General features: G+C 42.8%; 38 protein-coding genes. All 38 read right to left on the bottom strand.

Translation table 11 applies throughout. The features are described from left to right. Nucleotides 1-7 precede the first annotated feature (7 nt). On the bottom strand, nucleotides 8-1,090 hold the full coding sequence (locus F9802_RS17150) for a hypothetical protein (protein WP_191992030.1): 1,083 nt from the start codon (nucleotides 1,088-1,090) through the stop codon (nucleotides 8-10). Nucleotides 1,091-1,624: 534 nt separating this feature from the next. Next, complete coding sequence (gene rpsI, locus F9802_RS17145; protein WP_152154156.1) at nucleotides 1,625-2,017, bottom strand: 30S ribosomal protein S9; 393 nt, start codon at nucleotides 2,015-2,017, stop codon at nucleotides 1,625-1,627. A gap of 22 nt (nucleotides 2,018-2,039) precedes the next feature. Then, nucleotides 2,040-2,477: a 50S ribosomal protein L13 gene (rplM, locus tag F9802_RS17140; RefSeq protein WP_152154153.1), complete on the bottom strand. Its 438-nt coding sequence runs from the start codon at nucleotides 2,475-2,477 to the stop codon at nucleotides 2,040-2,042. Nucleotides 2,478-2,631: 154 nt separating this feature from the next. Continuing rightward, nucleotides 2,632-3,375 carry a tRNA pseudouridine(38-40) synthase TruA gene (gene truA / locus F9802_RS17135; protein WP_152154151.1) on the bottom strand — a complete coding sequence of 248 codons (744 nt, stop codon included), beginning with the start codon at nucleotides 3,373-3,375 and terminating at the stop codon, nucleotides 2,632-2,634. 14 nt (nucleotides 3,376-3,389) lie between these two features. After that, a complete protein-coding gene (locus F9802_RS17130; protein ID WP_152154149.1) occupies nucleotides 3,390-4,187 on the bottom strand; it encodes an energy-coupling factor transporter transmembrane component T family protein in 798 nt (265 codons plus the stop codon). Then, complete coding sequence (locus F9802_RS17125) at nucleotides 4,184-5,053, bottom strand: energy-coupling factor ABC transporter ATP-binding protein (RefSeq protein WP_152154147.1); 870 nt, start codon at nucleotides 5,051-5,053, stop codon at nucleotides 4,184-4,186. Before F9802_RS17125 ends, F9802_RS17130 begins: the two co-directional genes overlap by 4 nt. Then, nucleotides 5,029-5,868: an energy-coupling factor ABC transporter ATP-binding protein gene (locus F9802_RS17120; protein ID WP_152154175.1), complete on the bottom strand. Its 840-nt coding sequence runs from the start codon at nucleotides 5,866-5,868 to the stop codon at nucleotides 5,029-5,031. Before F9802_RS17120 ends, F9802_RS17125 begins: the two co-directional genes overlap by 25 nt. Before the next feature lie 286 nt (nucleotides 5,869-6,154). Beyond that, complete coding sequence (gene rplQ, locus F9802_RS17115; protein WP_152154145.1) at nucleotides 6,155-6,550, bottom strand: 50S ribosomal protein L17; 396 nt, start codon at nucleotides 6,548-6,550, stop codon at nucleotides 6,155-6,157. 41 nt (nucleotides 6,551-6,591) lie between these two features. Then, nucleotides 6,592-7,536: a DNA-directed RNA polymerase subunit alpha gene (locus F9802_RS17110; protein ID WP_152154143.1), complete on the bottom strand. Its 945-nt coding sequence runs from the start codon at nucleotides 7,534-7,536 to the stop codon at nucleotides 6,592-6,594. A 171-nt stretch (nucleotides 7,537-7,707) separates the two neighbouring features. Then, nucleotides 7,708-8,097 carry a 30S ribosomal protein S11 gene (gene rpsK, locus F9802_RS17105; protein WP_152154141.1) on the bottom strand — a complete coding sequence of 130 codons (390 nt, stop codon included), beginning with the start codon at nucleotides 8,095-8,097 and terminating at the stop codon, nucleotides 7,708-7,710. A 25-nt stretch (nucleotides 8,098-8,122) separates the two neighbouring features. Continuing rightward, nucleotides 8,123-8,488, bottom strand: a complete 366-nt coding sequence (gene rpsM, locus F9802_RS17100; protein ID WP_152154139.1) for a 30S ribosomal protein S13 — start codon at nucleotides 8,486-8,488, stop codon at nucleotides 8,123-8,125. A 22-nt stretch (nucleotides 8,489-8,510) separates the two neighbouring features. Then, nucleotides 8,511-8,624, bottom strand: coding sequence for a 50S ribosomal protein L36 (gene rpmJ / locus F9802_RS17095; RefSeq protein ID WP_152154137.1), 114 nt, complete (start codon nucleotides 8,622-8,624; stop codon nucleotides 8,511-8,513). Nucleotides 8,625-8,659: 35 nt separating this feature from the next. Further along, nucleotides 8,660-8,878 carry a translation initiation factor IF-1 gene (infA, locus tag F9802_RS17090; RefSeq protein ID WP_039234460.1) on the bottom strand — a complete coding sequence of 73 codons (219 nt, stop codon included), beginning with the start codon at nucleotides 8,876-8,878 and terminating at the stop codon, nucleotides 8,660-8,662. 103 nt (nucleotides 8,879-8,981) lie between these two features. Further along, on the bottom strand, nucleotides 8,982-9,728 hold the full coding sequence (gene map, locus F9802_RS17085; protein ID WP_152154135.1) for a type I methionyl aminopeptidase: 747 nt from the start codon (nucleotides 9,726-9,728) through the stop codon (nucleotides 8,982-8,984). After that, complete coding sequence (locus F9802_RS17080; RefSeq protein WP_152154133.1) at nucleotides 9,725-10,378, bottom strand: adenylate kinase; 654 nt, start codon at nucleotides 10,376-10,378, stop codon at nucleotides 9,725-9,727. Before F9802_RS17080 ends, map begins: the two co-directional genes overlap by 4 nt. Nucleotides 10,379-10,423: 45 nt before the next feature. Then, on the bottom strand, nucleotides 10,424-11,725 hold the full coding sequence (secY, locus tag F9802_RS17075) for a preprotein translocase subunit SecY (RefSeq protein ID WP_152154131.1): 1,302 nt from the start codon (nucleotides 11,723-11,725) through the stop codon (nucleotides 10,424-10,426). After that, a complete protein-coding gene (rplO, locus tag F9802_RS17070; protein ID WP_152154129.1) occupies nucleotides 11,725-12,165 on the bottom strand; it encodes a 50S ribosomal protein L15 in 441 nt (146 codons plus the stop codon). Before rplO ends, secY begins: the two co-directional genes overlap by 1 nt. A 32-nt stretch (nucleotides 12,166-12,197) precedes the next feature. Continuing rightward, nucleotides 12,198-12,380 (bottom strand): 50S ribosomal protein L30, encoded by a 183-nt coding sequence (rpmD, locus tag F9802_RS17065; RefSeq protein WP_152154127.1) that lies wholly within the window; start codon nucleotides 12,378-12,380, stop codon nucleotides 12,198-12,200. 13 nt (nucleotides 12,381-12,393) lie between these two features. Beyond that, nucleotides 12,394-12,894, bottom strand: a complete 501-nt coding sequence (gene rpsE / locus F9802_RS17060; RefSeq protein WP_152154125.1) for a 30S ribosomal protein S5 — start codon at nucleotides 12,892-12,894, stop codon at nucleotides 12,394-12,396. A 21-nt stretch (nucleotides 12,895-12,915) separates the two neighbouring features. Then, entirely contained in the window at nucleotides 12,916-13,278 is a 363-nt protein-coding gene (gene rplR, locus F9802_RS17055; protein ID WP_152154124.1) for a 50S ribosomal protein L18, read from the bottom strand. 32 nt (nucleotides 13,279-13,310) lie between these two features. Continuing rightward, on the bottom strand, nucleotides 13,311-13,847 hold the full coding sequence (gene rplF, locus F9802_RS17050; protein WP_152154121.1) for a 50S ribosomal protein L6: 537 nt from the start codon (nucleotides 13,845-13,847) through the stop codon (nucleotides 13,311-13,313). A 30-nt stretch (nucleotides 13,848-13,877) separates the two neighbouring features. After that, the gene (gene rpsH / locus F9802_RS17045; protein ID WP_152154119.1) at nucleotides 13,878-14,276 is read right to left on the bottom strand and encodes a 30S ribosomal protein S8; all 399 of its coding nucleotides are present in this window, start codon (nucleotides 14,274-14,276) and stop codon (nucleotides 13,878-13,880) included. Between the two features lie 29 nt (nucleotides 14,277-14,305). Then, nucleotides 14,306-14,491, bottom strand: coding sequence for a 30S ribosomal protein S14 (gene rpsN, locus F9802_RS17040; protein WP_001085700.1), 186 nt, complete (start codon nucleotides 14,489-14,491; stop codon nucleotides 14,306-14,308). 24 nt (nucleotides 14,492-14,515) lie between these two features. Then, nucleotides 14,516-15,055, bottom strand: a complete 540-nt coding sequence (gene rplE, locus F9802_RS17035) for a 50S ribosomal protein L5 (protein ID WP_152154117.1) — start codon at nucleotides 15,053-15,055, stop codon at nucleotides 14,516-14,518. A gap of 30 nt (nucleotides 15,056-15,085) precedes the next feature. Next, a complete protein-coding gene (gene rplX / locus F9802_RS17030) occupies nucleotides 15,086-15,397 on the bottom strand; it encodes a 50S ribosomal protein L24 (protein ID WP_152154115.1) in 312 nt (103 codons plus the stop codon). A 46-nt stretch (nucleotides 15,398-15,443) separates the two neighbouring features. After that, a complete protein-coding gene (gene rplN, locus F9802_RS17025; RefSeq protein ID WP_152154113.1) occupies nucleotides 15,444-15,812 on the bottom strand; it encodes a 50S ribosomal protein L14 in 369 nt (122 codons plus the stop codon). A gap of 47 nt (nucleotides 15,813-15,859) precedes the next feature. After that, entirely contained in the window at nucleotides 15,860-16,123 is a 264-nt protein-coding gene (rpsQ, locus tag F9802_RS17020; RefSeq protein ID WP_041101764.1) for a 30S ribosomal protein S17, read from the bottom strand. Nucleotides 16,124-16,142: 19 nt separating this feature from the next. Beyond that, nucleotides 16,143-16,346, bottom strand: coding sequence for a 50S ribosomal protein L29 (rpmC, locus tag F9802_RS17015; protein ID WP_120035866.1), 204 nt, complete (start codon nucleotides 16,344-16,346; stop codon nucleotides 16,143-16,145). Then, nucleotides 16,336-16,770 (bottom strand): 50S ribosomal protein L16, encoded by a 435-nt coding sequence (gene rplP, locus F9802_RS17010; protein WP_152154111.1) that lies wholly within the window; start codon nucleotides 16,768-16,770, stop codon nucleotides 16,336-16,338. Before rplP ends, rpmC begins: the two co-directional genes overlap by 11 nt. Before the next feature lies 1 nt (nucleotide 16,771). Continuing rightward, nucleotides 16,772-17,428 carry a 30S ribosomal protein S3 gene (gene rpsC / locus F9802_RS17005; RefSeq protein ID WP_152154109.1) on the bottom strand — a complete coding sequence of 219 codons (657 nt, stop codon included), beginning with the start codon at nucleotides 17,426-17,428 and terminating at the stop codon, nucleotides 16,772-16,774. Nucleotides 17,429-17,431: 3 nt separating this feature from the next. Further along, nucleotides 17,432-17,773 (bottom strand): 50S ribosomal protein L22, encoded by a 342-nt coding sequence (rplV, locus tag F9802_RS17000; protein ID WP_152154107.1) that lies wholly within the window; start codon nucleotides 17,771-17,773, stop codon nucleotides 17,432-17,434. A gap of 18 nt (nucleotides 17,774-17,791) precedes the next feature. Continuing rightward, nucleotides 17,792-18,070 (bottom strand): 30S ribosomal protein S19, encoded by a 279-nt coding sequence (gene rpsS, locus F9802_RS16995; RefSeq protein WP_152154105.1) that lies wholly within the window; start codon nucleotides 18,068-18,070, stop codon nucleotides 17,792-17,794. A 60-nt stretch (nucleotides 18,071-18,130) separates the two neighbouring features. Continuing rightward, complete coding sequence (gene rplB / locus F9802_RS16990; RefSeq protein ID WP_152154103.1) at nucleotides 18,131-18,961, bottom strand: 50S ribosomal protein L2; 831 nt, start codon at nucleotides 18,959-18,961, stop codon at nucleotides 18,131-18,133. A 31-nt stretch (nucleotides 18,962-18,992) separates the two neighbouring features. Then, complete coding sequence (gene rplW / locus F9802_RS16985) at nucleotides 18,993-19,277, bottom strand: 50S ribosomal protein L23 (protein ID WP_152154101.1); 285 nt, start codon at nucleotides 19,275-19,277, stop codon at nucleotides 18,993-18,995. Beyond that, nucleotides 19,277-19,900 carry a 50S ribosomal protein L4 gene (gene rplD / locus F9802_RS16980; protein ID WP_152154099.1) on the bottom strand — a complete coding sequence of 208 codons (624 nt, stop codon included), beginning with the start codon at nucleotides 19,898-19,900 and terminating at the stop codon, nucleotides 19,277-19,279. Before rplD ends, rplW begins: the two co-directional genes overlap by 1 nt. A 30-nt stretch (nucleotides 19,901-19,930) precedes the next feature. Continuing rightward, nucleotides 19,931-20,557: a 50S ribosomal protein L3 gene (rplC, locus tag F9802_RS16975; protein WP_152154097.1), complete on the bottom strand. Its 627-nt coding sequence runs from the start codon at nucleotides 20,555-20,557 to the stop codon at nucleotides 19,931-19,933. Nucleotides 20,558-20,595: 38 nt separating this feature from the next. Further along, nucleotides 20,596-20,904 (bottom strand): 30S ribosomal protein S10, encoded by a 309-nt coding sequence (rpsJ, locus tag F9802_RS16970; RefSeq protein WP_019394071.1) that lies wholly within the window; start codon nucleotides 20,902-20,904, stop codon nucleotides 20,596-20,598. A 354-nt stretch (nucleotides 20,905-21,258) separates the two neighbouring features. Next, nucleotides 21,259-22,446 (bottom strand): elongation factor Tu, encoded by a 1,188-nt coding sequence (gene tuf, locus F9802_RS16965; RefSeq protein ID WP_152154095.1) that lies wholly within the window; start codon nucleotides 22,444-22,446, stop codon nucleotides 21,259-21,261. Nucleotides 22,447-22,536: the final 90 nt, after the last annotated feature.

Raw genomic sequence — 22,536 nt, 5'->3', positions numbered from 1 at the left:
CTACTTATCAATTTTTTTGATTTTGTATGGTAAGAAAAAGGAACGATTTTGGAGGCTGTGATGGGGGTGCGTTCGTCCACTGACTGCTAAGTTCGTCGATTCGGGACATATACGTCTGGCTGATTTCTAGTGCCCAATAATGCCCCCAATCCAACCATTTGTCTGTATAATTGACAAAGCCCTGCCCTACTTTTGTCCGATCTTTATTTGACCGATCCTTAGAAGCTCCCCCCGAATGTTGATTTGATTGTGTCGGGGTGGTCGCCTGTTTTTCGTGTGGAATACTTTTATCCGTTCCAGACGAATTGCTATCCTTTGGCGGGCCACCGAAAACAGGCAGGGATTGAGCATTACTTTCCTTGTTTAATACAGGCTTGTCTTTCGTTTTATTAACAGGCTCATTTTTGACTGTACTAACAGGTGCATCTTTGATTTCATTAGCAGATAGATCACCTTTTGAAACCTGGTGTTTCGGTTTTTCTTCAGGTTCCATGCTTTGTACGGTCTGTTCAGAAGGTTTTTCAGTTACAACCGGTTTAATCGGTTCCTCAATTTTCATGGACTCATCCTGTTGAGCAGGAGGTTTTTCATGAACAAATTGATTTTCCTTCTCGGTTAGCCCTTTCTTTTCCCCCGGATTAGTCACTGCCTTCTCAGGTATAGCCTTTTTACCGGGCTGTTTATCAATTTTCTCAACAGCTTCTTGTACAGCTTTCTCCGCTCGTTTGCTCGCCTGTTCTGGCAGCGTTTTTATCAATTGAGCAGGTTTAGCAGTACTCGATTGAGAAGAATGTGAAACAGCAGGATCTTTCTTGATGGCAATTTTCTCTTCAACTTTTGCCTGAATATGAGAGCCTTTATTTTCGGTCCCATCGACTTGTTTTTGAGAATCGTTATTTGCATTCCCGTTGACCGGTTTTTGTGCGACAGCAGCTGCATTAGCTGCTAATTCATTTATAACGGGCTGTTTCTTAGCAAGATCAGCTTTATCGGCAAATACATTGGTTGGTAAAAACAAAGCTGCCCCTATAATTAAGCCATTTAAAACGAATCGCTGAAGGTGCATCAGTTCACCTCCTCCCAAATCCAAAGTTATGTATCTTTTATTAATAACATATGACGAAGGATTTGTGTCGATTTTTCGCTATAGAAAAGAAAAACCGTTCCTTTTCACTAACTACCTTTTATCCTATATAAAGTAATCTATGACATTCAAAGACATCGACAACGAGATCTATTCTTTCACTTTCATAGGTATAGTAGAAAAGAATTTTAGCTTACCTCCAGTCTTTGACGGTTCCCCTCAAACGATAGATCTAATAGGCGTTTATGAAAGCCCGGCTGCTTTTGCCTTTAATGTTAGGATAACCTACAAGGAAATTCTTCTTCCATTGATTTAATTTCCTATAACTCTTCATTAGTTAAAGGCTTGTTCCCATTCTTAAGCTTATTGAACATATTATTTGACCATGAACATCTATACACACGTTACTGCTCACGTAAAAGAGCAGACAGTGGAGAGAGCCCAAATGTATATTGAGCTATGATATGTGGTCAAAACCACTTTCCACACATAAAAAAGACCCCCAACCAAATTGGTTGAGAGCCTTCCAAATATTGATAATTAACGTTTTGAGAACTGAGGTGCACGACGAGCGCCTTTAAGACCGTATTTTTTACGTTCTTTCATGCGGGCATCACGAGTTAAGTAGCCAGCGCGTTTTAACGTCACACGGTACTCAGGATCTACTTGAAGAAGCGCACGTGCGATGCCGTGGCGAATAGCTCCTGCTTGCCCTGTATAGCCGCCTCCGTTTACATTTACATGTACATCATAGCTGCCAGTTGTTTCAGTTGCTACAAGCGGCTGATTGATTACTGTACGTAATGCTTCGAATGGAATATAGTTTTCTACGTCACGTCCATTAATGACGATTTTTCCGTCTCCAGGTACTAAGCGCACACGAGCAACAGAGCTCTTGCGGCGGCCTGTTCCGATATATTGAACTTGTGCCAAGATAATAACCTCCTCTTAATAATTAGCCGCGAAGTTCGTAAACTTCCGGTTGTTGGGCTTGGTGCTTATGTTCAGGACCAGCGTATACGTGTAATTTTTTAGCCATTTGGCGGCCTAAAGAACCTTTTGGAAGCATGCCTTTAATCGCAAGCTCAAGCATTCTTTCAGGATATTTTGTACGCATTTCATTTGCAGTGCGTGTTTTCAAACCGCCTGGATACATGCTGTGACGGTAGTAAATTTTATCCGCCAATTTGTTACCTGTTAATTCAATTTTTTCTGCATTGATAAGAATTACGTGATCACCAGTATCAACGTGTGGTGTGAATGTTGGTTTATGTTTACCGCGTAAGATAGACGCAACTTCGCTGGAAAGACGGCCTAATGTTTTGCCTGCAGCGTCGATGACGTACCATTTACGTTCGATTTCGCTTGCTTTCGCCATATAAGTCGTACGCATTGGTTTTACCCTCCTAAAATTAATTAATTGTTTCATTTTTATTGTATTTATATCACGAATAAGTTTCCGGGGCTTATCGTGGGGTTAAATAACGTACCATAGGATATAATATAACTTTCGTAAATCAATGTCAAGAAAAAATGTGACACCCGGGCTAGTTGCCATAGAAAACTTCCCACAAATACAAGCCTTCTGCCGGTGCAGTTTTCCCTGCCAGCGCCCGGTCCCGCCCCGCTAATATCGTGTGAATATCATTCGGGGCTACCTTCCCTTTTCCTGCTTCAATTAACGTGCCTGCAATAATCCGGACCATATTATATAAAAACCCACTGCCCGCCACCCGCAGCTCGATTTCTTTCCCACAGTGGATGACTTCAAGTTTGGTAATCGTTCTTACTTTGTCCTGTACATCGGTTTTTGCTGAACAAAAACTCGTAAAGTCATGTGTGCCGATCAAAAAGCCTGCTGCCTCTTCCACCGCTTGGAGATCGAGCTCATACGGACAGTGGCACGAATACATCCGCTTAAACGGATTGCGGAAAGGGTCCTGATAAATTTTGTAACGGTATTCTTTGCCTGCAGCTGAGAAACGGGCATGAAACGATTCAGGCACGATTTCAGCTTTCCTAACCAATATGTCCTTCGGAAGCTGGCTATTAAGAGCGGTCGGCCAGCGGTCTCCCGGAATCGCAAGCGGCGTATCAAAGTGAATCACTTGCCCTTCCGCATGAACCCCCGCATCTGTCCGGCCAGATGCTGTCACTTTCACTTGGCTGCCTTTATGCATCCGGGCGAGTGCTTTCTCCAGCTCTTCCTGAACAGTCCGGCCGTTCGGCTGAATTTGATAACCGGCAAATAAAGAACCGTCATAGGAAATGATACATTTTAATCGTTTCATATTAATCGACTCCATCAACTTCTTAGCCGCCACAGAACGGCTGCCAGAACAAAAAGTAGAGAAAGAGCAACTGTATCTTTCCACTTCCAATGCAGCAAACGGTATTTCGTCCGGCCTTCTCCACCGCGGTATCCTCTCGCTTCCATCGCTACGGCAAGTTCTTCGGCTCGTTTAAAAGCACTGACGAACAACGGGATCAGTAAGGGCACAACTGCTTTTATTCTGTCTTTGATCGGTCCGCTTGAGAAATCTGCTCCTCTCGCCATTTGAGCTTTCATAATTTTATCGGTTTCATCCATCAGTGTTGGAATGAAGCGCAGCGAAATTGACATCATTAATGCGAGTTCGTGTACCGGCAGCTTTAGTTTCTTAAAAGGATTCAACAAGCTTTCAAGCCCATCTGTAATCGAAATAGGCGATGTTGTCAGCGTGAGCAGAGACGTCACAAAGATAAGCAGCAAAAAGCGGAGAGAAATAAAAGCCCCTTGCCTTACACCACCTTCATACACCTTCAAAAAACCAACTTCCACTAATAAATCGCCTTCTTTTGTCAAAAAAATATGCAGCAGAAAAGTAAAAGCGATGAGCCAGATAACTGGTTTCAGTCCAGCGAATAAAAAACGGATATTGATTTTGGACAAATAAATTAAAACAAAGGTGAAAGCAGCTAATACCGCATAAGACAACGCATTGTTTGCCAGGAAAACGACGATAACAAATCCGAAAATAAATAAAAGCTTTGCCCGGGGGTCCAGCTGATGGACGGCAGATTGAAGAGGCAAGTAACGGCCAAAAATCATTTTTTCCATCATGACAAGCCACCCCGCTTTTTCGCATGCGACAGCTCTTCGGCCAGCTCATCAATCGTTAAACACGTTTTCGTCAGCTGAATACCGGACAATGCTTCAAAACGATGCTGAAATCTCACAACATCCGGCACGCTGAGCCCGAGGCCCGCCAGTTCATCGGGCTGTGAAAACAGCTCCCGCGGCTTGCCTTGTTTATAAACTTTTCCTTTATGCATAATAACCATTTCATCTGCATAAAGAGCAGCATCTTCCATGCTATGGGTGACTAATACAGTGGAAAGGCCCCGCTTTTGATGCAAGTCATAGAACATGTCCATAATTTCTTTTCTGCCCCGCGGGTCCAGACCTGCCGTCGGCTCGTCGAGCACAAGCACGTCCGGTTCCATGGCAAGAACACCGGCAATCGCGACTCGCCTCATCTGCCCGCCTGACAAATCGAAAGGAGACTTTTGCAGTACCTCTTCAGACAGCCCTACTTGGCGAATTAACTTTTGCGCCCGCCTTTTTGCTTCTTCTTCCGGTACCCCAAAGTTCATCGGTCCATAGCTTATGTCTTTTTCAACAGTTTCTTCAAATAACTGATGTTCTGGAAACTGAAAGACAATGCCTACTTTTTTGCGTACTGCTTTTAAATTTTTTTCTTTTTTTCCTGCGGAAATCACCCGATCTCCAATAATGACTTTTCCCTTTGTCGGCTGCAACAGTGCGTTTAAATGCTGAATAATTGTCGACTTGCCTGAGCCGGTATGACCAATTACCGCTAAGAAAGCTCCTTCCGGAATCGCAAAGCTGACATGTTGAATGGCGAGGCGTTCAAAAGGGGTTCCCGCAGCATAGCGATATTCTACTTCTTGAAGTTGGATGTCCATAGCTCTCTCACCAGCTCTTCTTCTGTTAAATGATTGCTCACAATCTTGAAATCTTCTAAACGGAGTACTCGGCTCAGTTTTACGGGAAAAGGAACATCAAGCCCAAGCCCGATTAATTCTTCATTCAATTGAAAAATTTCTTCAGGCGTTCCTTCTCGATAAACAGTTCCTTCGTTTAACACAATGATCCGGTCGGCGCGAGAAGCTTCCTCCAAGTCATGTGTAATTGAAATAACAGTCAAATCCTGCTCTTCTTTTAACTGGCGGACCGTTGACAAAACTTCTTCCCGTCCGCGCGGGTCGAGCATGGATGTCGCTTCATCCAGCAAAATAATATCCGGCTGCAGCGCGATAACCCCTGCGATCGCTACCCGCTGCTTTTGCCCGCCGGATAGATGGTGCGGCTCTTGATTCAGAAAATCGAGCATACCCACTCGCTGAAGTGAGTTTTTCACCCGCGCTGTCATCACTTCATGCGGCACTCCATTATTTTCTAACCCAAAAGCCACATCATCTTGTACTGTCGTGCCGACAAACTGATTATCAGGATTTTGAAATACCATGCCGAGACGTTTGCGTACCTCCCAGACAAACTCCTCTTTTAAGGAAAAACCGCAAATGGTTACTTGTCCCTCTTCCGGATAATGCAAACCATTCAGCATTTTCGCAAGTGTCGATTTCCCTGAGCCGTTATGTCCGACAATAGCGAGCCACTCTCCTTTAGCGACATCTAATGAAATATCTTTTAACGCATATTGAGTTTGTTCAGGATAACGAAAATTGACGTGGCGAATCGAAATAACAGGCTCTTTCATGATCTTCCCTCTTTTCTTCCTCTTCTCAGCTGAACAGCCGCCAAAAAGTTCTACATATAAAAAAAGCCCGCACCCCATTCCAAAGAAAAATTTTTCTGCCAACAATGCGGCCTCTTAAATCAATTAAGAGAGGAAGGGGTGCATGAGCTAGACGAGTCACCCTAACAGAGATGCTCATCGTAACGCTCAAGCTTCAAATTATTCAGTCTTCAGCGAAAGTTATTAAAAAAAGGGCAAAACACAGCCGCGCTGGAAGGTTCTGCCCTTTTTGCGGTTTTATCGAAAATTAAACGAGTTCAATAATAACCATTGGTGCACCGTCACCACGACGAGGACCGGTTTTCATGATGCGCGTGTAACCGCCTTGGCGCTCGGTATAACGAGGAGCCACATCAGAGAAAAGTTTTTGTACTGCGTAAACAGGTGTTTCCTTCTTTTTGCCGTTTTCGCCTTCAACTTCAACAGTTGATGCTACTTCGTTACGAAGGAATGCAGCTGCTTGACGGCGAGCATGCAAGTCACCACGTTTACCAAGTGTAATCATTTTTTCCACAACTGAGCGAAGTTCTTTCGCACGTGCTTCAGTGGTTTCAATACGCTCGCTGATGATTAAGTCAGTCGCTAAATCACGAAGCATCGCTTTACGCTGAGCGCTTGTACGTCCTAGCTTTCTGTAAGCCATGAAGATACCCTCCTTTGTTGAATTCTGCTTTTATTCGGTTATCAATCTTCTTTTTTCAAGCCTAACCCAAGCTCATCCAGCTTCGCTTTCACTTCTTCAAGTGATTTACGGCCAAGATTTCGGACCTTCATCATATCTTCTTCACTCTTATTGGCGAGTTCCTGCACTGTATTAATGCCGGCACGCTTTAAGCAGTTGTAAGAACGGACGGAAAGATCAAGTTCTTCAATCGTCATTTCCAGAACTTTTTCTTTTTGGTCTTCTTCTTTTTCTACCATAATTTCCGCATTTTGAGCTTCATCTGTTAAACCAACGAAGATGTTTAAGTGTTCATTTAAAATTTTGGCACCTAATGAAATGGCTTCTTTCGGGCCAATGCTGCCATCAGTCCACACATCCAATGATAATTTATCATAGTTTGTTAACTGCCCCACGCGAGTGCTTTCTACTTGATAGTTTACACGGGCAACCGGAGTGTAGATGGAGTCAATTGGAATGACACCAATTGGATGATCTTCCTTTTTGTTTTGATCGGCTGGATTATAACCTCTTCCACGCTGAGCGGTGAGACGCATGCGAAAATGGGCATTCTCTCCTAATGTAGCAATATGCAAATCAGGGTTTAAAATTTCCACATCGCTGTCATGCGTAATATCAGCAGCTGTCACTACGCCATTTCCCTGCACATCTACTTCCAGCGTTTTTTCTTCATCTGAATAGATCTTCAACGCCAGTTTCTTAATATTTAAGATAATAGATGTGACATCTTCCACGACGCCTTCAATTGTTGAGAACTCATGCAATACTCCGTCAATCTGAATAGATGTGACAGCAGCACCTGGGAGTGAGGATAACAGTATACGACGTAAGGAGTTACCCAAAGTTGTACCATACCCACGCTCAAGTGGTTCTACGACGAATTTTCCATGAGTGGCATCATCGCTGATCTCAACCGTTTCAATTTTTGGCTTTTCAATTTCGATCATTCAACTATACCTCCTTCAATACGTCGAAACCTCGGTCTGAATTGTCCAACCGAAATTCCCCCATGTTTACGTTCCCGATTGTGCACTACAACTGGTTTATCATTCCTATACCGAACGCAACATTCAATTATATCCCATTATTGCCAAAGATATAATTATTATACAGGAAAATTAAACACGGCGACGTTTTGGAGGGCGGCATCCGTTATGAGGAACAGGAGTAACGTCTTTAATAGCAGTTACTTCAAGACCTGCAGCTTGAAGAGCGCGGATCGCAGCTTCACGGCCGGAACCAGGACCTTTAACTGTTACTTCAAGAGATTTCATACCATGTTCGATTGATGCTTTTGCAGCTGTTTCAGCAGCCATTTGGGCAGCGAATGGAGTAGATTTACGAGAACCTCTGAATCCAAGCGCACCTGCACTAGACCAAGCCAGAGCATTACCATGAACGTCTGTAATTGTTACGATTGTATTGTTAAATGTTGAGCGAATATGTGCAATACCTAATTCGATATTCTTTTTCACACGACGCTTACGAGATTGTTGTTTACGAGCCATGTCTAAAATTGACCTCCTTTACCGATTATTTTTTCTTGTTAGCTACAGTTTTACGAGGACCTTTACGAGTACGAGCGTTGTTCTTCGTGTTTTGTCCGCGAACTGGTAAACCACGGCGATGACGGATACCACGGTAAGAACCGATCTCCATCAGACGTTTAATGTTAAGAGATATTTCACGGCGAAGGTCACCCTCAACTTTCAATTTGTCGATGACTTCACGGATTTTGTTTAATTCGTCTTCTGTCAGATCACGTACACGAGTGTCTTCAGAAACACCAGCTTCCGCCAGAATTTTTTGAGCAGTTGAACTGCCAATACCATAGATGTAAGTTAATGAGATAACTACACGCTTGTCGCGTGGAATATCAACACCTGCTACACGTGCCATAAATGTGCACCTCCCTTTTTAATTATCCTTGTTTTTGTTTATGTTTAGGGTTTTCACAAATAACCATTACTTTGCCGCGTCTGCGAATGATTTTACATTTCTCGCAAATTGGCTTTACTGATGGTCTAACTTTCATTTTTCCAACCTCCTTAATAGTCCGGAGTGCATAAGTTATTTATAGCGGTAAGTAATACGGCCGCGTGTTAAGTCGTACGGAGAAAGTTCAACTGTGACTTTATCTCCGGGTAGAATCCGAATAAAGTGCATGCGAATTTTCCCAGAAACGTGGGCAAGAATCGTATGTCCATTTTCCAATTCTACTTTAAACATAGCGTTAGGCAAGGTTTCAACTACTGTACCTTCAATTTCAATAACATCGTCTTTCGCCATTCTTTACTCTCCCTTCTCTTTTCATACAGAACCCCGCTGCAAAACAGGCGGGCCTGGTTATTAAGCTAGACTTGAATCAACTTCTGGAGAAGCACCATATGTTTTAGGCTTTAGTTAAGATCTCAAAACCTGTTTCGGTTATCGCAATTGTATGTTCGAAATGAGCACACATTTTCCCGTCTTGAGTGACGACTGTCCAGTTATCCTCAAGTGTTTTTACATAGCGGTTTCCAGCATTCACCATCGGTTCGATTGCAAGCACCATTCCAGGTTTGAGCTTTGGACCTTTGCCAGGCGGACCATAATGAGGAATTTGCGGGTCCTCATGCAAGTTTTGACCAATGCCGTGTCCTACATACTCACGCACTATTGAAAAGCCATAAGATTCTACATATGTTTGAATCGCATGGGAGATGTTTGAAAGACGTTCGCCTGGCTTCGCTTCCTCTAAACCGGTAAAAAGCGATTCTTCTGTCACTTCCAGCAGCTTCTGAGTTTCAGAAGTGATGGTGCCGACAGGATAGGTCCAGGCCGAGTCACCATGATAGCCTCGATAGTTAGCACCAATATCTAGACTGATGATGTCCCCTTCTTTTAAAACCCGGTCTCCAGGAATGCCGTGGACGAGCTCTTCATTAACAGATGTACAAATGCTGCCACGAAAACCATTATACCCTTTAAAAGAAGGAATTGCATTATGCTGTCTAATAAATTTCTCCGCAATTTCATCTAACTTTTTCGTGCTTATACCGGGAGAGATAAACTGCTGTAACTCCTTGTGTGCCAAAGCAACAATCCGTCCTGCTTCCTTCATAATCTCTATCTCTCGAGGGGTTTTGCAAATAATCATTTATTCAAGCCTTTCAAAAGTTCATCAATGTCTTCAAACACTGTATGAATTTCCTGCTGGCCGTTAATATCTTTTAAATAACCTTTTTGCCGGTAAAAATCTAGTAATGGTTCGGTTTGTTTTAAATTGACATCCAGACGGTTCTGGACAGTTTCTTCATTGTCATCTGCGCGCTGATAAAGTTCGCCGCCGCAACGGTCGCATTTGCCTTCAACAGCCGGCGGGTTAAATACGAGATGGTAAGTAGCTCCGCAGCTTTTGCAAATACGGCGTCCAGTTAAACGTGCCATGAGGATATCTTTATCAACATCGACGTTGATCACATAATCGATTTTCTTTCCGAGATCTTCTAAAATGCTTTCAAGCGCTTCCGCCTGGGCAACCGTTCTTGGAAATCCATCGAGAAGAAAGCCGCCTTGACAATCCGGCTTGCTCAATCTTTCGCGAACAATTCCGATCGTCACTTCATCAGGGACAAGAGCACCTTCATCCATAAAGGATTTAGCTTTCAGCCCAAGCTCCGTACCTTCTTTCATTGCTGCACGAAACATATCGCCTGTAGAAATGTGCGGAATGCCATATTTTTCAACAATTCGTTCGGCCTGCGTGCCTTTTCCGGCACCTGGCAGCCCCATTAATACTAGATTCATTTGTATACCCCCTCAGTCTGATTCGAGACGTGCGACAGCCTGTCATTATTTAATAAAGCCTTTATAATGGCGCTTGACAAGCTGGGCTTCCAGTTGTTTCATCGTTTCCAATGCAACCCCAACCACAATCAGCAAGCTCGTGCCGCCAATTTGTGCAGCCGGTGGAAGACCTGCAAACTTTATAAAAAATACAGGAAGAATGGAGATGACAGACAGGAATATTGCTCCAACAAATGTTAAGCGGTATAAAACGCTTGTTAAATAATCCTGCGTGTTTTTCCCAGGACGGATGCCCGGGATATACCCACCTTGTTTCTTCAAATTATCGGCCAATTGCTCCGGATTGACTTGAATAAACGCATAGAAATAAGTAAAAGCAACGATTAACGCCACATAAATAACCATACCTACTGGTTTCGTATAATCAAAAATGTTTTGAATCGTCGTTGTAACATCGTTTGAGCCAAAGAACGACGAAAGCGTCTGAGGCGTGATCAAAAACGCTATTGCAAAAATGACAGGAATAACACCAGCCGCATTTACCTTTAAAGGCAAATGAGTCGATTGGGCACCAGGTGTGCCAATACCGCTTTCTCCAGTCACCCGCTTAGCATATTGAATTGGAATTTTGCGCAATGCCTGCTGAACAAAGATAACCCCTACTGTAATAGCAACGATCGCCAGCACAATCAGCAATAACACGACAATTCGCAAGAACAGTTGATCACCTGCTCCTTCGATTTGCTGTGCATAAATCTGATTGACGGCATTTGGAACAGCTGCAACAATCCCAGCAAAAATGATAACCGAAATACCGTTTCCAACACCTTTGGAAGTGATTAGTTCCCCGAGCCACATAAGAAAAGCCGTACCGGCAGTTAATACGAGGGCAATCAGAAGGTAAGCACCTACGCTGTTACTCTCGACAAGCATGCCGCCATATAAGCGGTTAAAGCCGTAAGACATTCCGAGCGCCTGGATAAATCCAAGAACGATCGTGAAATATCTCGTAAACTGCGCCAATTTGCGCCGTCCCACTTCTCCTTGCTTTGACCATTCAGTAAACTTAGGAACTACATCCATTTGCAAGAGCTGGACGATAATGGAAGCTGTAATGTAAGGCATAATCCCCATAGCAAGAATGGAGAAGTTCTGGAGCGCTCCCCCTCCGAAAGTATTAAGGAAACCGATCAGTCCTGCCTGTTCCTGCATTTTCAATACGTTAGCATCGACGTTCGGAACAGGAATAAACGTACCGATACGGAAAACGATTAACATAAGAAGGGTGAATATAATTTTTCTTCTTATATCACCCACACGCATAAAATTGGAGATTGTGCGAAACATTAAATCACCTCAGTCTTACCGCCGGCAGCTTCAATTGCTTCTTGGGCAGCAGAAGAGAATTTATGAGCTCTTACAGTCAATTTCTTCTCAACGTTGCCTTTAGCAAGAATCTTGATTCCTGCTTTTTCGTTGCGGACAACACCAGTTTCGATAAGAAGCTCCGGTGTGACTTCTGTGCCTTCATCAAAGCGATTTAATGAATCAAGGTTAACGATCGCATACTCTTTTCTGTTGATGTTAGTAAAACCACGTTTCGGTAAGCGTTGGAATAAAGGAGTTTGACCACCTTCAAATCCTAAGCGTACACCCCCGCCAGAACGAGCGTTTTGTCCTTTATGCCCTTTGCCGGCCGTTTTACCGTTACCAGAACCAGTACCGCGTCCAACACGGTTGCGAGCTTTGCGAGAACCTTCAGCAGGTTTTAATTCATGAAGTTTCATGTTCGTGCACCTCCTTATTCTCTAGATTAAAATTATTGTTCTTTTACAGTCACTAAGTGAGCAACTTTGTTGATCATGCCTCTGATTGCTGCATTGTCTTGATGCTCCACTGTTTGATGCATTTTGCGAAGACCAAGAGCTTTAACTGTTTCACGTTGATCTTTTGAACGTCCGATCACGCTGCGAGTGAGGGTAATTGTTAATTTTTCAGCCATTGTAAATCCCTCCTTATCCTAACAGTTCTTCTACTGATTTCCCGCGCAATTTAGCAACTTCTTCCGCACGCTTCAGCTGTTTAATTCCTTCAAGAGTAGCACGTACCATGTTAATTGGCGTACTTGAACCGTGGGATTTAGAAAGAATATCTTCTACTCCGCCAAGCTCTAGTACCGCACGAACTGGTCCGCCAGCGATAACCCCAGTACCTTCAGAAGCAGGTTTTAATAGGATTTCGCCGCCGCTAAAACGGCCAATAACTTCATGTGGAATCGTTGTTCCAACGATCGGAACAGTAATCAGGTTTTTCTTTGCATCTTCAATTGCTTTGCGAATGGCATCAGGCACCTCTTGCGCTTTACCAGTTCCAAAGCCTACGTGTCCGTTTTTGTCACCGACAACCACAAGAGCAGTAAAACGGAAACGACGGCCGCCTTTTACTACTTTCGCTACACGATTGACCGTAACTACGCGTTCTTCAAGTTCAAGTTTATTTGGATCAATGCGACGCATTAATTTGTCCCTCCTTCTTTATTAGAATTCTAAGCCATTTTCGCGTGCTGCATCTGCTAATGCTTTTACGCGTCCATGGTATAAGTAACCTCCGCGGTCAAATACTACGGATTTGATTCCTTTTTCACTCGCTCTTTTTGCAACTAGTTCGCCAACTTTGGCAGCTGCTTCAGCGTTGCCTGTTTTTTCTAAACCGAAATCTTTTTCAATTGTAGAAGCACTGGCAAGAGTTACACCGTTCATGTCATCGATTACTTGTGCATAAAGATGTTGGTTAGAACGGAAAATATTTAAACGTGGACGAGATTCTGTACCGTTGATTTTTGCACGAACACGGAAATGTCTCTTCTTACGCGTTTTATTTTTATCTAGCTTCGTAATCATCGTGGTCACTCCTTTCGTTTACTTAAGCGACATTACTTACCTGTTTTACCTTCTTTACGGCGTACGTATTCGCCTTCATAACGAATCCCTTTGCCTTTGTAAGGCTCTGGAGGACGTACTGCGCGAATGTTAGCAGCAAGAGCTCCTACGCGCTCTTTGTTGATGCCTTTAACAATTATTTTTGTGTTAGAAGGAACTTCTACTTCTACGCCTTTTTCCGGCTCCATTTCAACCGGATGAGAATAACCAACGTTTAAAACAAGTTTGTTACCTTGTTTTTGCGCACGGTATCCGACACCGATCAATTCAAGAGACTTTTCAAAACCTTTAGATACACCTTCAACCATGTTCGCTAAGAGCGCACGAGTCGTACCGTGGTTAGTACGGTGTTCTTTAGAATCAGAAGGACGAACGACTGTAATAACATTGCCTTCGATTTCAATTTTCATATCTTTGTTAAATGTATTAACAAGCTCACCTTTCGGGCCTTTTACAGTAACAGTGTTGTTATTATCCGTCACTGTTACGCCTTCAGGAAGCTCAATAGGTTTTTTTCCTACGCGAGACATAATGTTGCACCTCCATTCATTACAAGAATATTACCAAACGTATGCTAATACTTCGCCGCCAATTTGTTTAGCGCGAGCTTCTTTATCCGTTAACACACCGTTGGATGTTGATACAAGAGCGATACCTAAACCGTTAAGTACTCTTGGCATTTCATCGGCTTTTGCGTACACGCGCAAACCAGGTTTGCTGATACGTTTTAAACCAGTGATAACCCGTTCGTTTTTCGCTCCATATTTTAAGAAAATACGGATCATGCCTTGCTTATTGTCTTCAATAAATTCAACGTCACGTACGAAACCTTCACGTTTTAAAATTTCAGCGATTTCCTTTTTGATGTTAGAAGCAGGTACTTCTAATTTTTCGTGACGCACCATGTTCGCATTACGGATGCGAGTAAGCAAATCTGCAATCGGATCTGTCATAACCATTCTATTTACCTCCTTCCCAAGTCGGGGTATTACCAGCTGGCTTTTTTAACACCAGGAATTTGTCCTTTATATGCAAGTTCACGGAAACAAATACGGCAAAGCTTAAATTTGCGGTATACAGAGTGTGGACGTCCGCAACGTTCGCAGCGTGTGTACTCTTGTACTTTAAATTTAGGTGTGCGTTTTTGTTTCGCAATCATTGATTTTTTAGCCACGTTTTCGCCTCCCTTTTATAGCGATTACTTTTGGAACGGCATTCCAAGTTGAGTTAACAATTCGCGAGATTCTTCATCAGTGTTCGCAGTTGTAACAATTACGATATCCATACCGCGGATTTTGCTTACTTTATCGTAATCAATTTCAGGGAAGATCAATTGCTCTCTCACACCAAGTGTGTAGTTGCCGCGTCCGTCAAATGCTTTTTTAGAAACACCACGGAAGTCACGTACACGTGGAAGTGATACAGAAACTAATTTATCAAGGAACTCGTACATACGCTCGCCGCGTAATGTAACTTTCGCTCCGATCGGCATGCCTTCACGAAGGCGGAAGCCCGCGATAGAGTTTTTCGCACGAGTAACCATTGGCTTTTGGCCAGTGATCAATGCCAACTCTTCAACAGCTGTATCAAGAGCTTTTGCGTTTTGAACAGCGTCGCCAATCCCCATATTAACTACGATTTTTTCAACTTTCGGTACTTGCATTACTGAGTCGTAATTGAATTTATTCATTAAAGCAGGTGTAATTTCTTCATTAAACTTTGCTTTAAGGCGGTTCATATAGTGTACCTCCCTTCATTAACAGGCTTATTATTTATCTAAAGTTTCACCGGATTTTTTTGCTACACGTACTTTTTTGCCGTCAACCGTTTTGAATCCTACGCGAGTAGGTTCATTTGATTTCGGGTCTAAAAGCATTACGTTAGAAACGTGAATAGGTGCCTCATGGCTAATAATTCCGCCTTGCGGATTTACTTGTGAAGGCTTCGCGTGTTTTTTCACGATATTAATTCCTTCTACAAGCACACGGTCTTTTTTAGGAAATGCTGCAAGCACGATGCCTGTTTTTCCTTTGTCTTTGCCCGTGATGACCATTACTTTATCGCCTTTTTTAACATTCATTTTATCGCACCTCCTTGAATGGTCAAGTTGATAAAATTTGCTTTCATTAGATTACTTCTGGAGCAAGAGAAATGATTTTCATAAAGTTGCTGTCACGCAATTCACGTGCAACTGGACCAAAGATACGGGTTCCGCGCGGGCTCTTGTCATCTTTAAGGATCACACAAGCATTTTCATCGAAACGGATATAAGATCCGTCGTTACGGCGCATTCCACGTTTTGTACGAACAATAACAGCTCTCACTACATCACCTTTTTTGACAACGCCGCCTGGTGTTGCTTGTTTCACTGTGCAGACGATGATGTCTCCGACGTTTGCAGTTTTACGGCCAGAGCCACCAAGAACTTTGATCGTTAAAACTTCACGTGCACCTGAGTTGTCAGCTACCTTTAAACGAGATTCTTGTTGGATCATTTATGTTACCTCCCTTCGGATTCACTTTCTATCCGAACAATAATGAATTAGATAATAACTGCTTTTTCTACAACTTCAACTAAACGGAAGCGTTTTGTAGCAGATAATGGGCGTGTTTCCATGATGCGGACAACATCACCAATTTTTGCTTCATTCAGCTCATCATGAGCTTTGAATTTTTTAGAGTACTTAACGCGTTTGCCGTAAAGTGAGTGCTTTTTGTAAGTTTCTACGAGAACAGTGACAGTCTTATCCATTTTGTCAGACACGACCCGTCCAGTATAAACTTTACGTTGATTACGTTCACTCATTGTGCAAACCTCCTCTCAATTATCGATTGTTAACATCGATCTCTCTTTGACGAATTACAGTTTTCATACGAGCGATCGCTTTGCGTACTTCACGGATGCGAGCAGTGTTTTCAAGTTGGCCAGTCGCTAGTTGGAAGCGAAGGTTGAAAAGCTCTTCTTTTAAAGACTTAAGTTTTTGTTCAATTTCGGCAGTGGTTAATTCAACAATTTCATTAGCCTTCATTTGATTCACCACCAATTTCTTCTCGTTTTACGAATTTGCATTTAACTGGCAGCTTGTGTGCTGCAAGACGAAGTGCTTCACGCGCTACTTCTTCAGAAACACCAGCAATTTCAAACATGATTTTTCCAGGCTTTACTACAGCCACCCATCCTTCAGGAGCACCTTTACCGGAACCCATCCGAACTTCAAGAGGCTTAGCTGTGTAAGGTTTATGCGGGAAAATTTTAATCCATACTTTACCGCCACGTTTCATGTAACGAGTCATAGCAATACGAGCAGATTCGATTTGACGGTTAGTGATCCATGAAGCTTCAACAGCTTGCAGACCGTATTCACCGAATGCTACTTCTGTGCCGCCTTTTGCTTGACCGCGCATTTTTCCACGGTGTACACGACGATATTTTACACGTTTAGGCAATAACATATTATTTTCCTCCTTCCTCAGACTTCTTCTTCACAGGAAGAACCTCTCCACGGTAAATCCATACTTTCACGCCGAGCTTACCATAAGTAGTGTTAGCTTCAACATGCGCATAATCGATGTCCGCGCGAAGAGTATGAAGTGGAACTGTTCCTTCACTGTAGTGTTCAGCACGAGCGATATCTGCGCCGCCAAGACGTCCAGAAACCTGTGTTTTAATCCCTTTTGCTCCAGAACGAATTGTACGTTGGATCGCTTGCTTTTGCGCACGACGGAAAGATACACGGTTTTCTAATTGACGAGCAATGTTTTCCGCTACAAGCTTAGCATCCAAATCAGCTCTTTTAATTTCAACGATGTTAATGTGAACACGTTTGCTAGTTAGTTCGTTTAAAGATTTACGAAGTGCTTCAACCTCAGATCCACCTTTACCGATAACCATACCAGGCTTCGCCGTATGAACAGTAATGTTAATGCGGTTAGCAGCACGTTCAATTTCAACTCGAGATACAGAAGCATCTTTTAAACGGTTTTCGATATATTCACGAACTTTAAGGTCTTCATGTAAAAGACTTGCATAATCTTTCTCTGCATACCACTTTGAATCCCAGTCACGAATAATACCGACACGTAAACCATTAGGATGTACTTTTTGACCCACGAATTATCCCTCCTTCTTTTCTGATACCACGATTGTAATGTGGCTTGTGCGTTTGTTAATTGCGCTTGCGCGTCCCATTGCACGTGGACGGAAACGTTTTAAAGTTGGACCTTCGTCAACAAATGCTTGTTTAATAACAAGGTTGTTAACGTCCATATCATAATTATGCTCTGCATTGGCAACCGCAGAGTTAAGTAATTTTTCAATGACAGGAGATGCAACTTTTGGCGTGTGGCGCAAAATAGCTACAGCTTCTCCCACTTGCTTTCCTCGAATCAAGTCAATCACTAAACGTGCTTTACGAGGAGCAATACGAACTGTTCTAACAACAGCTTTTGCTTCCATTAGGATACCCTCCTCTCATTAGCGTCTTGTTTTCTTGTCGTCACTGCCGTGACCTCTGTACGAACGTGTTGGTGCGAATTCACCAAGTTTGTGTCCTACCATATCTTCTGTTACATATACAGGAACATGCTTACGACCATCATACACAGCGATTGTGTGTCCAATGAAAGCCGGGAAGATTGTTGAACGGCGAGACCAAGTTTTCACAACTTGTTTCTTTTCAGTTTCATTTAACTTTTCAATTTTATTGAATAAGTGATCATCAACAAAAGGTCCTTTTTTCAAGCTGCGGCCCATTTTGGTACCTCCCTTCGCAATTGGTCTACGGTTCGCAAAAGGAACCGTAGTGCAATTACGTTATTTTTTACGACGACGAACGATAAACTTGTCGCTTTTGTTTGTTTTCTTACGAGTTTTGTAACCAAGAGTTGGTTTGCCCCAAGGTGTAACAGGTGACTTACGTCCGATTGGCGTACGTCCTTCACCACCACCGTGCGGGTGATCGTTCGGGTTCATTACAGATCCGCGGACAGTTGGTTTCTTGCCTAACCAGCGGGAGCGGCCTGCTTTACCGATATTAACGAGTTCATGCTGCTCATTACCAACTTGACCGACAGATGCGCGGCAAGTAGCAAGAATCATACGAACCTCTCCGGAGTTCAAACGAACAAGAACGTATTTTCCTTCTTTACCTAACACTTGTGCAGATGTTCCTGCAGAACGAACTAATTGTCCGCCTTTACCAGGTTTCAACTCGATGTTGTGAACAACTGTACCTACAGGAATGTTAACTAAAGGAAGAGCGTTACCTGTTTTGATATCTGCTTCCGGTCCGGACATAACTTCCATTCCGACTTTAAGGTTTTTCGGTGCTAAAATGTAGCGTTTTTCACCGTCAACATAATTGATTAAAGCAATATTTGCTGAACGGTTCGGATCATACTCGATTGTGGCAACGCGTCCAGGTATACCATCTTTATCGCGTTTAAAGTCGATAATGCGGTATTGACGCTTGTGGCCGCCACCATGATGACGAACAGTAATTTTACCGTGGTTGTTACGACCGCCTTTCTTTTTAAGAGGCGCCAGCAACGATTTTTCTGGAGTGTCTGTTGTCAGTTCAGAAAAATCCAACGTCGTCATGTTACGACGGCCGTTTGTGGTTGGTTTATACTTTTTAATCGCCATGTCATTTCCCTCCTCTTCTTATATTGTTGAATTAAACTTCAAATAGTTCGATTTCTTTGCTGTCTTGAGTTAATGTAACAACCGCTTTACGACGTTTGTTTGTATAACCTGCATAACGACCCATACGTTTGAACTTGCCTTTATAGTTCAAGATGTTGATTTTTGCTACTTTCACGCCAAAGATTTGTTCAACCGCATCTTTAACTTGAGTTTTATTCGCTCTTACATCAACTTCGAACGTATACTTTTTATCAGCCATAATTTCAGTTGAATGTTCTGTAATGACGGGGCGCTTAATGATATCGCGAGCATCCATTATGCAAGCACCTCCTCTACTTTTTCAACAGCTGCTTTAGTGATGATTAGTTTTTCGTGTCCAAGAACATCTAAAACACTAATGCCGCTTGCATCTATTACTGTTACACCCGGGATATTGCGGGCAGATAAAGCAACATTTTCATTTAATGCTTCTGTTACAATTAGCGCTTTGCTGTTCACAGAAAGATTTTTCAATACGCTTGCGAATTCTTTTGTTTTTGGAGCATCTAAAGATAATGCTTCCAACACAACAATGTTTTGTTCTGCCATTTTAGAAGAAAGAGCAGATTTAATCGCTAAGCGGCGAACTTTTTTCGGCATTTTGTAGCTGTAGCTGCGTGGAACTGGTCCGAATACTGTTCCGCCCCCACGCCATTGCGGAGAACGAATAGATCCTTGACGAGCACGTCCAGTACCTTTTTGACGCCACGGTTTGCGGCCGCCGCCACGCACTTCTGCACGAGTTTTTACTTTGCTTGTTCCTTGGCGTAAAGACGCGCGTTGCATCATTACTGCTTCGAATAAGACATGTTGATTAGGTTCAATACCAAAAACAGAATCGTTCAGTTCGATTTCACCAACTTCAGCTCCGCTTTGGTTTAATACTGTAACTTTTGGCATTCTTGTTTCCTCCTTTCTAGAAAAAATTAATTATTTTACTTTTAACGCACTTTGGATTTTCACTAAAGATTTCTTAGGTCCAGGAACGTTTCCTTTTACTAAAATAACGTTGCGATCTGTATCAACTTTTACCACTTGCAGGTTTTGGATAGTGATTTGTTCGCCACCCATACGGCCTGGAAGTAATTTGTTTTTGAATACGCGGTTAGGAGCAACTGGTCCCATTGAACCTGGTCCACGATGGTAGCGGGAACCGTGCGTCATTGGGCCGCGGCTTTGTCCGTGGCGTTTGATTGAGCCTTGGAATCCTTTACCTTTTGATACTCCTGTTACGTCAATGATATCTCCTTCGGCGAAAATATCTACTTTGACTTCTTGACCAACTTCTACTTCTCCATCGAAGTTACGGAACTCACGAATGAAGCGCTTAGGTGCAGTGTTAGCTTTCGCAACGTGACCTTTAGCCGGTTTGTTCGCAAGCTTATCGCGCTTGTCGTCAAAACCTAACTGAATTGCTTCATAGCCGTCGCTTTCGATTGTTTTCTTTTGCAGTACAACGTTTGGTGCTGCTTCAATTAAAGTAACTGGAATTAATTCACCGTTTTCAGCAAACACTTGAGTCATACCGATTTTTCTTCCTAAGATTCCTTTGGTCATGAGTCACACCTCCTGAATTAATAATTTTTTATATTGAATTAAAGTTTAATTTCAATGTCAACGCCTGACGGCAAGTCTAAACGCATTAATGAATCAACAGTTTGTGGTGTTGGGTTCACGATATCGATTAAACGTTTGTGTGTACGCATCTCGAATTGCTCACGAGAATCTTTGTACTTATGAACCGCACGTAAAATTGTGTAAACAGACTTTTCTGTTGGCAACGGGATTGGACCCGATACGTTAGCACCAGAACGTTTTGCTGTTTCAACGATCTTTTCTGCTGATTGGTCTAAAATTCTGTGGTCATATGCTTTCAAACGAATACGAATTTTTTCTTTTGCCATTATTTTCCCTCCTTTTCCGCCTATTTGATAATAGACATTCTCCGTGAAAATATCCTGACGACACTCGCCATGGCAAAGCGGCCGGGTGTGTCAGCAACCTTCCACATCATCGCTGTCAAAAACCAACGTTGTTAATTATACACGAGTTTTTTGACATATGCAACTGAATTTAAAATATTTTTATCTCCAGCGCACCTTTTCTATTATACATACATTATTGCTGCATTTCAATAGAAGTATGGAATTCTATTTTGGCTGACATTTAACTTATGTCTTCGAGCATCTAGGGTCTAGGGGCTGCGGCTGGACAAATAAAAAAGCAGGCGGGAAGCCGCCTGCTTTTTTGGAAGGTTATTATTTTTGGATTGTAGACACAACGCCAGAACCAACAGTACGTCCACCTTCACGAATAGAGAATCTAGTTCCTTCTTCGATCGCGATTGGAGCAATAAGTTCAATTGTCATTTCAACGTTATCTCCAGGCATAACCATTTCTACGCCTTCTGGAAGGTTACAAATACCAGTTACATCAGTTGTACGGAAGTAGAACTGTGGACGGTAATTTGAGAAGAATGGAGTGTGACGTCCACCCTCTTCTTTAGATAAAACGTAAACTTCAGCTTTGAAGTTAGTGTGTGGTGTGATTGTTCCTGGTTTAGCAAGAACTTGGCCACGTTGGATTTCTTCACGAGAAACACCACGAAGAAGGGCACCGATGTTGTCGCCTGCTTCTGCATAGTCAAGAAGCTTACGGAACATTTCTACACCAGTTACAGTAGTAGATTTCGGCTCTTCAGTTAAACCGATGATGTCAACTACGTCACCAACTTTAACTTGTCCACGCTCAACGCGTCCAGTTGCAACTGTACCACGGCCAGTGATTGAGAATACATCCTCAACAGGCATCATGAATGGTTTTTCAGTGTCACGCTCTGGAGTTGGAACATACTCATCAACAGCGTTCATAAGCTCGATGATTTTTTCTTCCCACTCAGCTTCGCCTTCAAGGGCTTTAAGAGCAGAGCCTTTGATTACTGGTACGTCATCTCCTGGGAAGTCGTATTCAGAAAGAAGATCACGAATTTCCATTTCTACTAATTCAAGTAACTCTTCGTCATCTACCATGTCACATTTGTTCATAAATACAACAAGGTAAGGTACACCTACGTTACGAGAAAGAAGGATGTGCTCACGAGTTTGTGGCATTGGGCCGTCAGCAGCAGATACTACTAGGATGCCCCCATCCATTTGAGCAGCTCCAGTGATCATGTTTTTAACGTAGTCAGCATGTCCTGGGCAGTCAACGTGTGCATAGTGACGAGTATCAGTTTCGTACTCAACGTGAGAAGTTGAGATTGTGATTCCACGCTCACGCTCTTCTGGAGCCGCGTCGATTTGATCGTAACCACGAGCTTCACCGCCGCCTTTTTTTGAAAGAACAGTTGTGATTGCTGCTGTTAAAGTTGTTTTACCATGGTCAACGTGACCAATTGTACCGATATTCGCATGTGTTTTGGAACGGTCGAATTTTTCCTTAGCCATTAGGAAATCCTCCTTTGAATTGTCAAATTAATTTATTTATATAGGGACTTTGAAGTCAGGAATTTCCCTGCCTCCAAAGGTACCAAAGCT

This window comes from Bacillus aerolatus (assembly GCF_009183655.1).
Lineage (GTDB): Bacteria > Bacillota > Bacilli > Bacillales > Domibacillaceae > Pseudobacillus > Pseudobacillus aerolatus.
Note: the sequence above shows the minus strand (reverse complement) of the source record. Positions and strands in the feature narration are given on the sequence as shown.

Bases quoted from the DNA above. Each gene is read 5' to 3' on its own strand.
- rplQ (WP_152154145.1), bottom strand. From the start codon at position 6,550: ATGGCTTACAGAAAGCTAGGACGTACAAGCGCTCAGCGTAAAGCGATG.
- F9802_RS17120 (WP_152154175.1), bottom strand. From the start codon at position 5,868: ATGAAAGAGCCTGTTATTTCGATTCGCCACGTCAATTTTCGTTATCCT.
- rplD (WP_152154099.1), bottom strand. From the start codon at position 19,900: ATGCCAAAAGTTACAGTATTAAACCAAAGCGGAGCTGAAGTTGGTGAA.
- rpsM (WP_152154139.1), bottom strand. From the start codon at position 8,488: ATGGCACGTGTAGCAGGTGTTGATATTCCACGCGACAAGCGTGTAGTT.
- rpsK (WP_152154141.1), bottom strand. From the start codon at position 8,097: ATGGCTCGTAAACAACAATCTCGTAAGCGTCGTGTGAAAAAGAATATC.
- F9802_RS17110 (WP_152154143.1), bottom strand. From the start codon at position 7,536: ATGATCGAAATTGAAAAGCCAAAAATTGAAACGGTTGAGATCAGCGAT.
- rplX (WP_152154115.1), bottom strand. From the start codon at position 15,397: ATGAATGTTAAAAAAGGCGATAAAGTAATGGTCATCACGGGCAAAGAC.
- rplF (WP_152154121.1), bottom strand. From the start codon at position 13,847: ATGTCTCGCGTAGGAAAAAAACCTATTGAGCTTCCTGAAGGCGTAACA.
- secY (WP_152154131.1), bottom strand. From the start codon at position 11,725: ATGTTTCGCACAATCTCCAATTTTATGCGTGTGGGTGATATAAGAAGA.
- rpsE (WP_152154125.1), bottom strand. From the start codon at position 12,894: ATGCGTCGCATTGATCCAAATAAACTTGAACTTGAAGAACGCGTAGTT.
- tuf (WP_152154095.1), bottom strand. From the start codon at position 22,446: ATGGCTAAGGAAAAATTCGACCGTTCCAAAACACATGCGAATATCGGT.
- rplB (WP_152154103.1), bottom strand. From the start codon at position 18,961: ATGGCGATTAAAAAGTATAAACCAACCACAAACGGCCGTCGTAACATG.
- rplO (WP_152154129.1), bottom strand. From the start codon at position 12,165: ATGAAACTTCATGAATTAAAACCTGCTGAAGGTTCTCGCAAAGCTCGC.
- rpmD (WP_152154127.1), bottom strand. From the start codon at position 12,380: ATGGCTGAAAAATTAACAATTACCCTCACTCGCAGCGTGATCGGACGT.
- rpmJ (WP_152154137.1), bottom strand. From the start codon at position 8,624: ATGAAAGTTAGACCATCAGTAAAGCCAATTTGCGAGAAATGTAAAATC.
- F9802_RS17080 (WP_152154133.1), bottom strand. From the start codon at position 10,378: ATGAATCTAGTATTAATGGGGCTGCCAGGTGCCGGAAAAGGCACGCAG.
- rplR (WP_152154124.1), bottom strand. From the start codon at position 13,278: ATGATTACGAAGCTAGATAAAAATAAAACGCGTAAGAAGAGACATTTC.
- rplC (WP_152154097.1), bottom strand. From the start codon at position 20,557: ATGACCAAAGGAATCTTAGGAAGAAAAATCGGTATGACTCAAGTGTTT.
- truA (WP_152154151.1), bottom strand. From the start codon at position 3,375: ATGAAACGATTAAAATGTATCATTTCCTATGACGGTTCTTTATTTGCC.
- rpsQ (WP_041101764.1), bottom strand. From the start codon at position 16,123: ATGAGTGAACGTAATCAACGTAAAGTTTATACTGGACGGGTCGTGTCT.
- rpsJ (WP_019394071.1), bottom strand. From the start codon at position 20,904: ATGGCAAAAGAAAAAATTCGTATTCGTTTGAAAGCATATGACCACAGA.
- rpmC (WP_120035866.1), bottom strand. From the start codon at position 16,346: ATGAAGGCTAATGAAATTGTTGAATTAACCACTGCCGAAATTGAACAA.
- rplE (WP_152154117.1), bottom strand. From the start codon at position 15,055: ATGAACCGCCTTAAAGCAAAGTTTAATGAAGAAATTACACCTGCTTTA.
- map (WP_152154135.1), bottom strand. From the start codon at position 9,728: ATGATTATTTGCAAAACCCCTCGAGAGATAGAGATTATGAAGGAAGCA.
- rplW (WP_152154101.1), bottom strand. From the start codon at position 19,277: ATGGATGCTCGCGATATCATTAAGCGCCCCGTCATTACAGAACATTCA.
- F9802_RS17125 (WP_152154147.1), bottom strand. From the start codon at position 5,053: ATGGACATCCAACTTCAAGAAGTAGAATATCGCTATGCTGCGGGAACC.
- rplP (WP_152154111.1), bottom strand. From the start codon at position 16,770: ATGTTATTGCCTAAACGTGTAAAATATCGTCGTGTACACCGTGGAAAA.
- F9802_RS17130 (WP_152154149.1), bottom strand. From the start codon at position 4,187: ATGATGGAAAAAATGATTTTTGGCCGTTACTTGCCTCTTCAATCTGCC.
- rpsH (WP_152154119.1), bottom strand. From the start codon at position 14,276: ATGGTTATGACAGATCCGATTGCAGATTTGCTTACTCGCATCCGTAAT.
- rplM (WP_152154153.1), bottom strand. From the start codon at position 2,477: ATGCGTACGACTTATATGGCGAAAGCAAGCGAAATCGAACGTAAATGG.
- infA (WP_039234460.1), bottom strand. From the start codon at position 8,878: ATGGCGAAAGACGATGTTATTGAAATTGAAGGTACAGTAGTTGAAACC.
- rpsS (WP_152154105.1), bottom strand. From the start codon at position 18,070: ATGGGCCGCAGCTTGAAAAAAGGACCTTTTGTTGATGATCACTTATTC.
- rplN (WP_152154113.1), bottom strand. From the start codon at position 15,812: ATGATCCAACAAGAATCTCGTTTAAAGGTAGCTGACAACTCAGGTGCA.
- rplV (WP_152154107.1), bottom strand. From the start codon at position 17,773: ATGGAAGCAAAAGCTGTTGTTAGAACAGTTCGTATTGCTCCTCGTAAA.